The sequence below is a fragment of the Mesorhizobium sp. M0139 genome, assembly GCF_040322455.1.
Classification (GTDB): domain Bacteria; phylum Pseudomonadota; class Alphaproteobacteria; order Rhizobiales; family Rhizobiaceae; genus Mesorhizobium.
In genome coordinates, this window is sequence record NZ_JAMYTN010000004.1 from 160,005 (window position 1) to 173,975 (window position 13,971).

Consider the following 13,971-nt stretch of genomic DNA (forward strand, 5'->3'; position numbering starts at 1 on the left):
AGCAGACTACAACAGGGCGATTAAACTTCAGTGCGGAAACGCGCCTAAAATTTGGTTTCGGGCACAGAAGCCATTAACCAACCGAAGCCTATTCCGGCTCCAGCGCCTTGAGCCCCGCCGGAAACTGATAGCGCCTGCCGTCATAGCGCAGCCGGTAGGTTCGTTTCATGGACCTGCCGGGATGGGACTGGCACTCGCCATTCTTGTCGACAGACGGATTGTCGGTGTCCAACCGCTCGAACACTGTGATGTCGTGATAGCCGTGATGTCTCGCCGGGCTCATCGCCAGGCTGACCCGGCTGGATTGAAAGGATCCTGCGCAATTGGTGTCGCCTTCGCCGCCAAAGCCGGCCACGATGATGCCGTCGAGCACCAGGCGCAGATCACCGCCGTCAAGGGCATAGAGCCGCAGGTCGGTTTCGCTGAAGGGATTGGGCCGCGAATGGCTCGCCATTTGGATGCGCAGGCCAAAGCCGGTGACACCGGGCGCCAGGCCATAGCGGCCGGTATCGAATTCGACCTTGTTGATGGCGATGGCATCATCGGTCATCAGCCCGGGCTGGAGCAGGCGCTGGCGCACCTGCCTGGTCTTCCTGTCGACGACCAGAAGGTCGACATCGCCGACATGCCCGTCGTCGCTGGATTGGCTGCTGTCGATGAGCGGCACCGCGACCAGCAACAGATCGTCATGGGCAGGCCATATCTTGCAGACGAGGCCAAACGGCGTATCCGGGAGCGTCACGGCGATGCTGGTATGGGGTTCGAGCGTGAACGAGGCGCCGTCTGCGCTCTTTTGGGCCCTGGGATAGGCCTGCTGCACCAGAGCGGCAGCGTCGCCGCAATCGTCGGCCGCGGCCGAGGCCAGCGACAGACTGGCCGCGGCGAGGCCGAGGAAGGCGGTGCACAAGACTATTCGCATGGACGGCTCACTCATTTTGCTTTTTGCGGATTTTGCCGAAGGAGAGCGGCCAAACCGGCCGGATATGACATCCAGGCGAAGCGTAGTTGAAGTGAGTAACCGCAGAAAGCCGCCGGGCGGCCACTTGGTATCCACTGCCTTGGTATCTACTGAACCGCCGTCATTTTGACGATGATCGGGATGACGGCGATCATCAGCACCACCGGCAGGATGCACACCACCACCGGCACCGACATCTTGGCCGGCAAGGCATGTGCCTTCTCCTCGGCCAGCGACATGCGCTTGTGGCGCATTTCGTCGGAGAACACGCGCAGCGCCCCGGCGAGGCTGGTGCCGAGTTCCTTCGACTGCTGCAAGAGCGTGGCGAAGGAGCGCACCTCGTCCAGGCTGAGGCGGTCGGCGAGCGCCTTCAATGCATCGTCGAGGCTGCGGCCGGCCCTGAGTTCCAGCGACACCAGCTGCAGGTTTTGGCTCAGCGACGGATAGGTCTTGGCCAGTTCCTTCGAGACGCGCTCGATGCCGGCCTCCATGCTCATGCCGGCATCGGAGCAGACGATCATCAAATCCATGAAGTCGGGAAAGCCGTTGCGGTATTCGCGCATCTTTTCCCGCACCTTTTGGCTGAGCACCAGGCCGGGCACGAAATAGCCGGCGGCTCCCGACAGGATGATGAAGGTCCAGCGGCTGGTCGCGGTGGAATCGGCGTTGCCCATCCAATGGTTGACCAGGAACGCGCCGATCGCTGCGCCCACCAGGCAGGCGAAGCGGATCAGGAAGAATGTGCCGACCGCGCGCGGCTCCATATAGCCCGCCTGGATCAGCTTCATACGCAGCCGGGCGACATTTTCCGGATCGCTCTTGGCGTAGAATTCCTGCGCCCGCTTCACCGCCTTCTCGCGCACGACGCTCTGGTTCTTCTTCGGCGCCACCTCGGCCTGTTGGGGAGTCTTGCTGTCGTCGATCTTGAGCCGGCGCTTGAGATCGTTGCGGTCGCCTTTGGCCACCACCAGCGGCCATGCCACCGCGCTGCCGCCCAATGCCAGCAGCATCGCGGCTACCGGCATCAGCGACGTCGGCGCCAGCGAGGCAAGAAACTGGATCACCTGCTCCATCTCAGAACCGGAAGTTCGACATCTTGAACATGATGATGTTGCCCAGCATCAGCCATGTCACCGAACCGCCCAGCAGATACCAGGTCTTCGGCACATCCCAGACGCTTTGATAGAATTGCGGCATCATCACCATGATGGCGGCGAACAGCAGCGCCGGCACCGCCGTCAGAATATAGGCCGACATACGGCCCTCGGTCGAAATGGCGCGCACCTTGCGGCGCAGCTTGCCGCGTTCGCGGATCGTCGTCGACAGCCCGTCGAGGATCTCGCGCAGATTGCCACCCGAGCTCGTCTGGATCGACACCGCGGTGACGAACAGCGGCAGATCCTCCTGGCCGACGCGGTCGAACAGTGAATTCAGCGCCGAAACCAGGTCGGAACCATAAGTCACCTCGTCGGAGATAACGCCGAATTCGGTGCCGATCGGATCGGGCATCTCGCGCGACACCATCGAGATCGCCACGGGAACCGGATGCCCGGCCTTCAAGCCGCGCGTGATCAATTCCAGCGCCTCCGGCAACTGCACGCCGAAACGCTTCACCCGCCGGGCACGCTTGGAACGCAGCACAATTACCGGCAGCAGCGCTGTCAGCACCACAAACAGCAAAATGGCGAGCAACAGCGGCAGGCCGTTCCAGAGCGCGACGAGCATCATCGCCAGCGCCACGCCCGTCGTCATCGTCAGGAATTTCGGCAAGGGCATCACCATGCCAGACTGCGTGCGCAGCGCGCGAAAACGGTCGGGCGAGAAGAATGACGTGCCGGAATCGAGGCCGCGTTCCTTGCGCAGCTGGATCAGCACCTGTTCCTGGCTGATCTTGTTTTCCTGCAGCTTCATGCGCCGGTTGATAGCCAGGCGCTTGTCGCTGCGGCCGGCATAGAGCAGATAGCAGCCTTCGGCGATCATGATGCCGGTCAGCGCTGCCGCGGCATAGACGACATAGATCGGGCTGAAATTCTCGAACACAAGGCTACTCCTGCGGCCGGCCGGGTTCGAAATATTTGCCGGGGAATTCAATGCCCATATTGCGCAGGTCCTCGAGGAAACGCGGGCGAATGCCGGTCGCCTCGTAGTGACCGAGGATCTTGCCGTCGGCTTCCATGCCGGTGCGCACGAAGCGGAATATCTCCTGCATCTGGATGACGTCGCCTTCCATGCCGGTCACCTCGGCGACGCTGGTCACCTTGCGCTTGCCGTCCGACAGTCGCGTCAGCTGGACGATAAGGTCGAGCGCGCTGGCGATCTGGCTGCGGATCGACTGCACCGTCATCGGCATGCCGGTCATGCCCAGCATCTGCTCGAGGCGCGAAATGGCGTCGCGCGGCGTGTTGGCGTGGATGGTCGCCATCGAGCCTTCATGGCCGGTGTTCATCGCCTGCAGCATGTCGAAGGCCTCCTCGCCGCGGCACTCGCCGAGGATGACGCGGTCAGGGCGCATGCGCAGCGCGTTCTTGACCAGGTCGCGCTGCTTCAGCTCGCCATGACCTTCGATGTTGGCGGGGCGCGTTTCCATGCGCGCGACATGCGGCTGCTGCAGCTGCAGTTCGGCCGCGTCCTCGATGGTGATCAACCGTTCGTCTTCCGGAATGAAGGCTGACAATGCGTTGAGCATCGTCGTCTTGCCGGTGCCGGTACCGCCCGAGATGATGGTCGTTTTGCGGGCGTGGACTGCAGCCGCCAGCACCTCGGCCATGTTCTGGGTGATGGCGCCGAACTCGACCAGCTTGTGCAGGCCGAGCTTGTTCTTTGAAAACTTGCGGATCGACACCAGCGGCCCGTCGACGGCGACCGGGCGAATGGCGGCGTTGAAGCGCGAGCCGTCGAGCATGCGGGCATCGACCATCGGTTGCGATTCGTCGACCCGGCGGCCGACGGCGGCGACGATCTTGTTGACGATGCGCAACAGATGCGCCTCGTCCTTGAACGGGATATGGACCTGCTGCAGCTTGCCCCGCTTTTCGACGAAGCAGTTCTGGTGGCCGTTGATCAGGATGTCGTTGATGTCGGGGTCGTTGAGCAGCGGTTCCAGCGGGCCGAGGCCGACCATCTCGTCGACGATGTCGTCGACCAGCGCTTCAAGTTCGACGGTGTTGATCGCCATACGCTCCTGGCGGGTCTTTTCCGACACGAACTCCTGCACCTGCCGGCGCATCTCATCCCTGGGCAGGCGCTCCAGCGCGACCAGGTTGATTTCCTCCAGCAGCAGCCGGTGGATGCGCACGCGGGCATCGAGCACCTTGTTGGCACTTTTTCCCGGTGTTGTCTCCGGCTTCGGCGGCAAGGCCTTGCGGTTCGTCGGGATGACCACGGCGTGATGCGCGACCGGCGCCGCCTCGGCCGGCTTCAGCGCGCGGACGTCACGGTTCTGCAGGGTCGAGAAGCGGCTGGTCATCCGGCTTTCCTCTTCAGGAGGCCCCTGCCGATGCCGAACAGCGAGCGCGATTTCTCCGGCGTCACCACGGCTTCTTCCGGCAGGATGATCCTCTTCAGATCGTTGACGACATTGGCGTTCGGATCGATCTCATGCAGCGGCACGCCGCGGTCGACCGCTTCGCGCACAAGCCGGTAATTGTTGGAGATGCCGCCGACGAAATGCTCGCCCAGGATTTCCTGGACATCCGCCTGCTTGATGCCATTGTCGAACATCTTCTGCTCGAAACGATTGACGATCACGTTCGGCTTCACTTCCTTGCCTGCCGTCTCGTAGACCGCCTGGATCAGCCGCTGCGTATGGCGCAGGCACGGCACCGTCATTTCGGCGACGATGTAAAGCTTGTTGGAGCCGAGCAGCACCGTCTCCGTCCACGGAAACCAGGTGCGCGGCATGTCGATGACGACGTTGTCGAAATAGGCCGAGACGAGATCGAGCATGCGCACCACGACATCGGTCTTGAACGAGCGCATTTCCGACGGATGCGTGGGCGCCGCCAGCACGCAGAGCCCGCTCGCATGCTTGGACAGCATCACGTCCAGCAGCTGACGGTCGAGGCGCTCGGGCTGGTTCTCGATTTCGGTGATGTCGAAGCGCGGCTCCAGGTCGAGATATTCGGCGCAGGCGCCTTGCTGGAAATTGAGGTCGACCACGCAGGTCGACGCGCCACGCGTCACCGAATGATGCAGCTGGAAGGCGGTCTGCAGCGCCAGCGTCGTGGTGCCGACGCCGCCGGCGGCCGGCATGAAGGTATAGATCTGCGACTCGGTGTTTTCCTCGCGCCCCGGCCCTTGCAGCGCGCGCACGACCGACCGCACCAGATCGGCGGTGGTGATCGGCTTGACCAGGAAATCAGCGACCTGGAGCTGCACCAGGATGCGCACCGCGGCGGCGTTGAATTCCTGGGTGACGACGACCACGGGAACGCGGCCTTCGAGCCGGCGCATGATGCGCTGCAGCGACTCGATCTCTTCCAGCTTTGCCGCATCCATGTCGACGATGAGCGCGCCGAAATCGGCTTCCTGGACCTCGCCGCGCAGTTCGGTAATGTTCTTCTCGACGGTCGAAAGCTGGATCACCTCCGAGGCCGCGAACGCGGTGCGCGTATCCTGCGCAAAGGTCCGGTCGCTGGACACCAGCAGGATCTTCTTGGTCTTGATGCCGCTTGCCATTTTGTCAGCCTGTCAGGTCATTCCCGGTCAAATCACCGGGCAAATCAATCGGTTGTCGCTGTCGGTTGCACGGCCTTGGCGGCAGCAGCCTGGTCGGCGGCGTTGACTGCCGCCTCACTGCGCTGCGCCGGCACCAGCAGCCTGGTGTTCTGGACGCCGTATTTCCAGGGATCGACCATCTGCATTGCCGTATTGGCGGCCTGTGCGTTGCCGGCGGCAATCGTCGGTCCCTCGGAGCGGACATAGTCGTCGCTGGTGCAGCCGCCGGCGAGGCCGGCGATCACCAGGGCGATGCATGATTCCACGCGCATGGCTTCAATCCTTCGGCAGGTCGAGGAAATGCCCGACGGTGGTGACCGCGGCCGGCTGTGCCGTACTGCCGCTGGCCATTGCCACTGCACGATTGGCTTCGGACGATTTCACTTCCTCGGTGTTGTTGAGGAAATAGTCGACATTGCTGGCCGGCTGCGTGCCGTCGGTCGGCTCGAGCAGCTTCTTTGACGGATCGACCGGCTTGACCAGATAGGGGGTGACGATGATCACCAGATCGGTCTCGCGCCGCTGATAGGATTTGGAGGAGAACAGCGAGCCGAGCACCGGCAGCTTGCCGAGGCCGGGAAGACGCGACGTGGTGATGTCGTTCTGTGACTGCAGCAGGCCGGCGATCATGAAGCTCTGGCCGTTCTTCAGGTCTACCGATGTCCTGGCGCGGCGCACGATAAAGCCCGGCACCGAGATATTGCCGATATTATAGGAGGCCGAAGCATCGATCGAGGACACTTCCGGCGCGATGTCGAGGCTCACCAGCCCGTCCTTGAGAACCGTCGGCGTGAAGTCGAGGCTGACGCCGTATTTCTTGTAGCTGACGGAAATCTTGCCATTGTCCTCGGAGACCGGGATCGGGAACTCGCCGCCGGCGAGGAAGCTTGCCGTCTGGCCCGAGCGGGCGATCAGGTTCGGCTCGGCCAGCCGCCTGGCGAGACCACGTTCCTCCAGCGCCTTGATGGCGACGTCGATCGACAGGCCATTGGACAGCAGCCGGCCGATGATCTCGCCATTGCCGGCTCCCGGCACCGTGCCAGGATCGAGGGTGACGTCGCGCCCGCCAATGCCGTAAGCGAAATTGGCGCTGTATTTGGCGCCGAGATCCTGTCCGGCCTGGCGATTGATCTCGACGAAGCGGACGTTGAGCTGAACCTGCTGCGAGGACGAGATGTTGACCGAATTGATCACTTCTTCATTGCCAGAGAAGCGGCTGGCGATCTTGCTTGCCTTCTCGGCGGCGACCGCGTCATCGGCCTCGCCCGACAGCACGACGCGGCCATTGGCCGAGCCGACCTTGATCTTGGCGTCCGGCACGCTGGCGCGAATGGTGCTGGCCAGTTGGTCGGTGTCCAGCGTCACCTCGATGTCGACGGTGCCGACCAACTGCTTGTTCTCGTCGAACAGCGCGATGCCGGTGGTGCCGAGATTGTTGCCCAGCACATAGAAGGATTTGTCGGTCAGCGGATTGACGTTGGCGATCTCCGGATCGCCGATGACGATCTGGTAGAAGGCGGCATTGGTCATGACCGTCTTCGGCTTGCCCTTGGCTACCTTGATCGACGCATTCGTTGTCGACGAGACATGGACGATATCGTTGTCGGCCTTGGCTGGCGCACTGAGGCCGAGCATTGCGGCCGCGGCGAGGCAAGCCCCCACCGTAAGCGCCCGCATTGTGCGCAGCCCTTTCGTCGTTCGAAATGCATGAAGTCCCGACATCTGTCCCGTCCCTCGCCCGGTCCCCACCGGCAGTTATTGCTGGTCCCGCGCAGGAACCTGGTATTCTTCGACCTGCGTGCCGCGCGTCACGATGATCGTCTTGAATTTCGGCTTCTCAGGCTCCTTGGTCGCGGCAGTGAACAGCGCGCCGGCAGCGGCCTGGACGCCGGAGGCGACCGATCCGCCGAAGGACGAAATGGTGGTGACGCCGTCCTTGGCGGCCCCTCCGTCTGCGGCCGAGCGGAGCGACAGCGACAAGGTGCCGACGGTGCGGGCAAGCGCCACTTTCTGCGCGCCTTCGGTCGTCACCTCGATGGTGACGGAATTGGCGATCTGCGGTGTGGTCTGGCGCTCGTCGGCGCCCTGCCCCACGGTCAGCACCTTGGCGTCGGAGACGACGATCTCGGAGGTAACGGTCGATCCGGCAGCGCCCTGCGCGTTCTTGGCCACTTCCTGGATTTCGCCCGCATCGCGTGTCAGCACCACGTCGACCCGGTCGCCCGGCATGACGAAGCCGCCGACACCGGCGATCTCGTCGGTGCGGATTGTCACCGCCCGCATGCCGGGCGTCATCATGTTGGACAGCGTCGCGCGGCCGTTCGGCCCCGACAATTTGCTGATCAGCACCGGCTCGTTGATCTCGATCGGCGACAATACCACGCGGCTGCCTTCGGCGAGCAATGCATTGACTGTTGTGAACGCGCCCTGCGGCACCGAATCCTCGGACCATGGGATTTCGCTGAGCTGCGCCCGGTCAAGCTCCATGCCGTAACGCAGCGGCGCGTTGGCCACCACGATGGTCTTGAAGACGACCTTGGGGACGGCGGGCGCCGGGATCGACGCCGTTTTCTCTTCGGCATCGGCCTTGGCCTGGCTTTTCACCCAGAAATCCGCGGCAAAGATTGAAATCGCGCCGAAGACGGCAGCGATGCCAATCATCGTTATGGCCTTGCCCCTCACAACCAACCCCTGACATTCGTGGTCTTTTGTTTTGTTGAGGCGACGCTAGGCCGCTTTGTTAAAGATTCAGGAATCGCGGCCGCTCTCGCTGGACCTATTTCCGCCGGCTTGGTTATCGAAAGGTTTTAGGATAAGAAGGGTTTAATCCCCGAACGTAACAGGAACTTCCGTCGCTTGGCGCCGAAAAGCGTGGCAGTATCGACGGGTGATTCGCGGCACCGGATTCTATGGCAGGCATGGACGACAACAACGATCTTTTCGGCAATCTGGAAAAGCAGCCCCAACCGGCTCGGACACCTTCGCGCCCGGCCGACCCGCTGGTGCAGGCCACGAAACGTTCCGTTGCGACCAAGGACGGCAGCGAGGGCTATAGCGCCGCCGACATCGAGGTGCTGGAGGGGCTGGAGCCGGTGCGGCGCCGTCCCGGCATGTATATTGGCGGCACCGACGACAAGGCGATGCACCATCTGTTTGCCGAGGTCATCGACAATTCGATGGACGAGGCGGTCGCCGGCCATGCCACCTTCATCGATGTTGAGCTGTCGGCCGACGGGTTTCTGACCGTTACCGACAATGGCCGCGGCATTCCGGTCGATCCGCATCCGAAATTCAAGAAGCCGGCGCTCGAAGTCATCATGACGACGCTGCATTCGGGCGGCAAGTTCGATAGCAAGGTCTATGAGACCTCCGGCGGTCTGCACGGTGTCGGCGTCTCGGTCGTAAATGCGCTGTCGGACCATCTCGAAGTCGAAGTCGCGCGCGGTCGCCAGCTTTACCGCCAAAGGTTCTCGCGCGGCGTTCCGGTGAGCGGGCTGGAGCAGCTCGGCGAAGTGCACAACCGGCGCGGCACCAAAATCCGCTTCCATCCCGACGAGCAGATTTTCGGCAAGGGCGCCGCCTTCGAGCCGGCGCGGCTCTATCGCATGACCCGCTCGAAAGCCTATCTGTTCGGCGGCGTCGAGATCCGCTGGAGCTGCGACCCATCGCTGATCAAGGAAAAGGACCAGACGCCCGCCAAGGCGGAGTTCCATTTCCCCGGCGGCTTGAAGGACTATCTCAAGGCATCGCTTGGCGACGACTTCCAGGTGACCCGCGAAATCTTCGCCGGCAAGAGCGAGAAGCAGGGCGGCCACGGTTCGCTGGAATGGGCGGTGACCTGGTTCGGCGGTGACGGCTTCGTCAACTCCTACTGCAACACAATCCCGACCGGCGAAGGCGGCACGCATGAGGCCGGCTTTCGCAATGTGCTGACGCGCGGGCTTCGGGCCTATGCCGACCTGGTCGGCAACAAGCGCGCCTCGATCGTCACCTCCGAAGACGTGATGATCTCGGCGGCAGGCATGCTGTCGGTGTTTATTCGCGAGCCGGAATTCGTCGGCCAGACCAAGGACAGGCTGGCAACGATCGAAGCCATTCGCATTGTCGAGACCGCCATCCGCGATCCCTTCGACCACTGGCTGGCCGACAATCCGCAGGAAGCCTCCAAGCTGCTGGAATGGGTGATTGCGCGCGCCGACGAGCGGGTGCGCCGGCGCCAGGAAAAGGAAGTGTCGCGCAAGAGCGCGGTGCGCAAGCTGCGCCTTCCCGGCAAGCTCGCCGACTGCACGCAGAATGCCGCCGCGGGCGCCGAACTGTTCATCGTCGAAGGCGACTCGGCCGGCGGCTCGGCCAAGCAGGCGCGCGACCGCGCCAGCCAGGCGGTGCTGCCGCTGCGCGGAAAAATCCTCAACGTCGCCAGCGCCGGCAACGACAAGCTAGCCGCCAACCAGCAGATTTCGGACCTGATTCAGGCGCTCGGTTGCGGCACGCGCTCGAAATACCGCGACGAGGATTTGCGCTACGACCGCGTGATCATCATGACCGACGCCGACGTCGACGGCGCTCACATAGCCTCGCTGCTGATCACCTTCTTCTACCAGGAAATGCCGAACCTGGTGAATGGCGGCCATCTCTATCTGGCGGTGCCGCCGCTCTATTCGATCCGGCAAGGCGGCAAGGTTGCCTATGCCAGGGACGATGCGCACAAGGACGAGCTGTTGCGCACCGAATTCACCGGCCGCGCCAAAGTCGAGATCGGCCGTTTCAAGGGCTTGGGCGAAATGATGGCCGCGCAGCTCAAGGAAACCACCATGGACCCGAGGAAGCGCACGCTGCTCCGGGTCGATGTCATCGACGCCGTGGCGGCGACCAAGGATGCTGTCGACGCGCTGATGGGCACCAAGCCGGAAGCCCGCTTCCGCTTCATCCAGGAACGCGCCGAATTCGCCGCGACGGAAGTGCTGGATATCTGAGCGCCGGCCGACTCTTCGTTTTGACGCAGTTCCGGGCGGAAAACCGTTTCAAACTTTTCCTGGAATTGCTCTAGCCTGCACTTCCGATACGGAGACCAGCTTGTGATCCGGGCGCGGCTGAAGAGCTACTTCGAAACCAGTTTGGCGGGCCTGACGCAGCCGACGCGCTCGGATTGGATTTTCGCCCTGCGCACGGTTTCGGCCGGTCTGATCGCGCTTCTCGCTGCTTACGCGTTGAAACTCGACCACCCGCAATGGGCGATGATGACGGTCTTCATCGTCGCCCAGCCGGTCGCCGGCATGGTGCTGGCGAAAGGTTTTTACCGGCTGCTCGGCACGCTGGCCGGTGGACTTGCGGCGATCGGCATCACCTCGGTTTTCGGCACCAATCCCTGGCTGCTGGTCACGGCGCTATCCGTCTGGATTGGGCTGTGCACGCTGGTTTCGTCGCTGCTGCGCAATCCGGAAGCCTATGGCGCCGCACTTGCCGGCTATACCGCGATGATCATTGGGCTGCCGGCTTTCGGCCAGCCGCACGTGGTCGTCGATCTCGCTGTCGCGCGCTGCGCCGAGATCGTGCTCGGCATCGTCTGCGCCGGCCTGACCAGCCGGCTGATCCTGCCCAAGCTGGCCGCTGACGCCATTATCTCCAGGCTGAAGCGCAGCATCCTCGACCTTGCAACCTATGCAGGCGGCGCTTTTTCCGGTGGCGACCCGGCGACGCTGGCCGGCCTGCACCGCAAGCTGATCACCGACGCCCAGATGCTGGCCGAGATGCGCGCCTATGCCCGGCTCGAAGCACCGAGCTTCGCCACCCGCGCCCATCCGGTCCGCCTAACCATCGGTCAGCTTCTCTCGGCGCTGTCGGCGGCGCGCGCGCTGCATTCGCATGCCGCGCCGAAAAACGCAGCGCTCATTCCGGTACGCTCCGAACTGCAGTCGTTGGTCAGCGAGCTGGCAGCGACGCCCGAGGCGCTGGACGACACGTCGCCCTGGGTGACGCGGCTCGACGCGATTGCCGGCAAGGCCCGGCAAATGCCCGACGCCTCAACCGATCAGGGCGACGACAGGGTCGGCACCATAACCCGCCTCACCATCGCCGCCGATTTCGCCGAAGCCTTCAAGCAGGTGCTGCGCGGCCTCGACGCCCTGCGCGCACCGGTGACGGGCCCCAGCCGGAGCAACAGGCAGCCGCCTGCGCTGGTGGTGCACCGCGATTATCCCGGGGCTTCGCGCAATGCCATACGCGCCGGCCTTGCCACGTTGGCGGTCGCCGCCTTCTGGCTGACGACGAAATGGTCCGACGCGGCCGGCACCGTCATCCTCGTTGCCGTCGTCTCCAGTCTTTTCGCCGCGCGGCCTGACCCGGTGCGGGTGTCCTGGGGCTTCTTCAAGGGAACGCTGCTGGCTTTGCCCTTTGCCTTCCTTGTCGGCCAGGTCGCGCTGCCTGCTTTGCCCGGCTTCGGCTGGTTCACGCTGTTTGTCGTGCCGATCCTGGTACCGACGGCGCTGGGCATGGCCAATCCGCGCACCGTCGGCGTGGCGACGGCCTTTGCCATCAATTTCCTCGCCTTCCTCAGCCCGCATCAGGCGATGACCTATGCCCCAGGCCCGTTTTTCGCCGGCTCGGCGTCGGTGCTGGTCGGCATCCTGCTGGCGATCGGCGTCTTCATCGTGGTGCTGCCGGTGGATCCATGGCGCGCGGCCAACCGCATCGTGCGGGCCATGCGCGAGGATCTGGCGCGGCTGTGCCTGCATGAGCGGGTGCCGCGGCGTTCGGCCTTCGAGAGCCTGGCCTATGACCGCATCAACCAGCTGATGCCGCTCTTGCAAAATGCCGGCAGGAAAGGCGATGCGATTCTGGGCGGCGGGGTCGCCGCCGTTACCGTCGGCCTTGAAATCCTGCGTCTGCGCGCCGCGCAGCAGAGCCCGTCCACTCCTACCGACACCGCGCTCTCGATCGCCAATTTCCTGCGCGGCCTCGCGCGTGAACTGCTCTTTCGCGCAACCGGCGATCCACAGACAGCAACTGTCACTGTGGCCCGGCAATATGCAGCCAGCCTTTCAGAGCGCAGCGGCGGTGCGGATATGCTGCAGATCGCAGCCTCGCTGCGCATCATCGCCGCCGCGATCGAGGATTTCCCGGATTTCTTCACCAGGGGCCGTGGCTAGGGCGTCAGGCCGCGGCTATCGCCAGCGCATGCCCGCGCGCGTTTTCCCGCAGCGCGTCGAGATGGATCGACTTGACCAGGCCGGCGAGATCGCCCTCAGTGGATTGACCTCCGAGTTCCTTCAGCATCAGCCAGCTGACTTCCTGCACGCCGGCGAGGCGCTTGCCGTTGGCGACTTCGCGCCAGATCTTGAGCGCGCGCAGGATGATGGCATGGGTGGAAGCGGCAAGGCCGGCGCTGCGGAACAGCGCCTGCAACGCAAGGTCCTGGCCGCCGGCGAGCAAGGCCCGCACCCGCTGCTCCGACTGCTGGCTGAGCGCGACCAGGGCCGAGCCGAAAAAGTCGACCTTGCCGTGGGCAATGGTGCGGATGATGAAACTTGCGGTCAGGTCGCCGCGCAGGCGCAGATGTTCGATGAGTGCCGCATGTTCCTCCGCGCGCGTGCCTTCGACCAGCCGCACCGAAGCCTTGACGCAAGCATCGCGCGTGACGCGCTCGGCTCTGGCCGCCCCCATCAGCGCCATCACCAGCGGCGAAGCCTTCAGCGTTTCGCCGAGCTTGACCAGTAGCATGTGCCGGCAGTCGGCCGGCAGCCGCACATCCGTGACCATTGCCTCGCGCAAATGAGCGATATGGCCATGCCGCTCGGCGATGCGGCGGAAGGAGAGCGAGGCTATGTCGGCGCCGTCATTGGCGAGCAGCGCCGCACACGCTTCCGGTTCGCCGATCTCGGCGATCGCCGCGGCAACCGCCATCGAAACGACCGGCCGGTCGGCGATCAGTTTTTGCGTCGCCTTGTGCCCGGCCGCGACGCGGTCGATCAGGTCGGCGTCCGTCAGCAGCGGGGAGCGCGCCAGCACCAGGGCTGCCACTTCCGGCTGATCGGAGGCAAGCGCGCTGATGATCTGCAGCGGCGCGTGATGGCTCATCGACAGCGCTTCGGCCATAGCCAGCCGCACCTTCGACGAGGCGTCGTCGAGCAGCAGCGTCAGCGCCGCTTCGGCCGCGCAACGGTCTTCGAAAGGCAGGTCGGAATTGACGTAGGCGCGGGCCAGCGCGCTTGCCGCCGCGGCGCGCTCCGAAACTCTCGCGGTGTAGATCCATTTGAGAAAATGCGAGACAACCATACTGCCTGCTACGCCCCTTGCCGGAA

At 63.9% G+C, this 13,971-nt stretch carries 11 protein-coding genes; 2 read left to right on the plus strand and 9 right to left on the minus strand.

Features of this window, described 5'->3' with window-relative positions; genetic code table 11:
- Window positions 1-88: 88 nt before the first annotated feature.
- The 8 genes from NKJ58_RS08105 to cpaB form a co-directional block, all read right to left on the minus strand.
- Window positions 89-919 carry a PA3715 family protein gene (locus NKJ58_RS08105; RefSeq protein WP_352852931.1) on the minus strand — a complete coding sequence of 277 codons (831 nt, stop codon included), beginning with the start codon at window positions 917-919 and terminating at the stop codon, window positions 89-91.
- Window positions 920-1,065: 146 nt separating this feature from the next.
- Entirely contained in the window at window positions 1,066-2,031 is a 966-nt protein-coding gene (locus NKJ58_RS08110) for a type II secretion system F family protein (protein ID WP_352852932.1), read from the minus strand.
- 1 nt (window position 2,032) lies between these two features.
- Window positions 2,033-2,998: a type II secretion system F family protein gene (locus tag NKJ58_RS08115; RefSeq protein ID WP_352852933.1), complete on the minus strand. Its 966-nt coding sequence runs from the start codon at window positions 2,996-2,998 to the stop codon at window positions 2,033-2,035.
- Between the two features lie 4 nt (window positions 2,999-3,002).
- Window positions 3,003-4,424, minus strand: coding sequence for a TadA family conjugal transfer-associated ATPase (locus NKJ58_RS08120; protein ID WP_352852934.1), 1,422 nt, complete (start codon window positions 4,422-4,424; stop codon window positions 3,003-3,005).
- A complete protein-coding gene (locus NKJ58_RS08125) occupies window positions 4,421-5,635 on the minus strand; it encodes a CpaE/TadZ family protein (RefSeq protein WP_023667601.1) in 1,215 nt (404 codons plus the stop codon). Before NKJ58_RS08125 ends, NKJ58_RS08120 begins: the two co-directional genes overlap by 4 nt.
- A gap of 44 nt (window positions 5,636-5,679) precedes the next feature.
- Entirely contained in the window at window positions 5,680-5,946 is a 267-nt protein-coding gene (locus NKJ58_RS08130) for a hypothetical protein (protein ID WP_352852935.1), read from the minus strand.
- A 4-nt stretch (window positions 5,947-5,950) separates the two neighbouring features.
- Window positions 5,951-7,396, minus strand: coding sequence for a type II and III secretion system protein family protein (locus tag NKJ58_RS08135; RefSeq protein ID WP_502902278.1), 1,446 nt, complete (start codon window positions 7,394-7,396; stop codon window positions 5,951-5,953).
- 33 nt (window positions 7,397-7,429) lie between these two features.
- Entirely contained in the window at window positions 7,430-8,335 is a 906-nt protein-coding gene (cpaB, locus tag NKJ58_RS08140) for a Flp pilus assembly protein CpaB (RefSeq protein WP_023681601.1), read from the minus strand.
- Window positions 8,336-8,592: 257 nt separating this feature from the next.
- Between cpaB and parE the strand changes: the two genes are divergently transcribed.
- Both parE and NKJ58_RS08150 read left to right on the plus strand, forming a co-directional pair.
- On the plus strand, window positions 8,593-10,647 hold the full coding sequence (parE, locus tag NKJ58_RS08145) for a DNA topoisomerase IV subunit B (protein WP_352852936.1): 2,055 nt from the start codon (window positions 8,593-8,595) through the stop codon (window positions 10,645-10,647).
- 102 nt (window positions 10,648-10,749) lie between these two features.
- Window positions 10,750-12,819 carry an FUSC family protein gene (locus NKJ58_RS08150; protein WP_023751528.1) on the plus strand — a complete coding sequence of 690 codons (2,070 nt, stop codon included), beginning with the start codon at window positions 10,750-10,752 and terminating at the stop codon, window positions 12,817-12,819.
- A 4-nt stretch (window positions 12,820-12,823) separates the two neighbouring features.
- Here the strand turns inward: NKJ58_RS08150 and NKJ58_RS08155 are convergent, their stop codons facing one another.
- Window positions 12,824-13,945, minus strand: coding sequence for a DUF2336 domain-containing protein (locus NKJ58_RS08155; RefSeq protein WP_023751529.1), 1,122 nt, complete (start codon window positions 13,943-13,945; stop codon window positions 12,824-12,826).
- Between the last annotated feature and the right edge of the window lie 26 nt (window positions 13,946-13,971).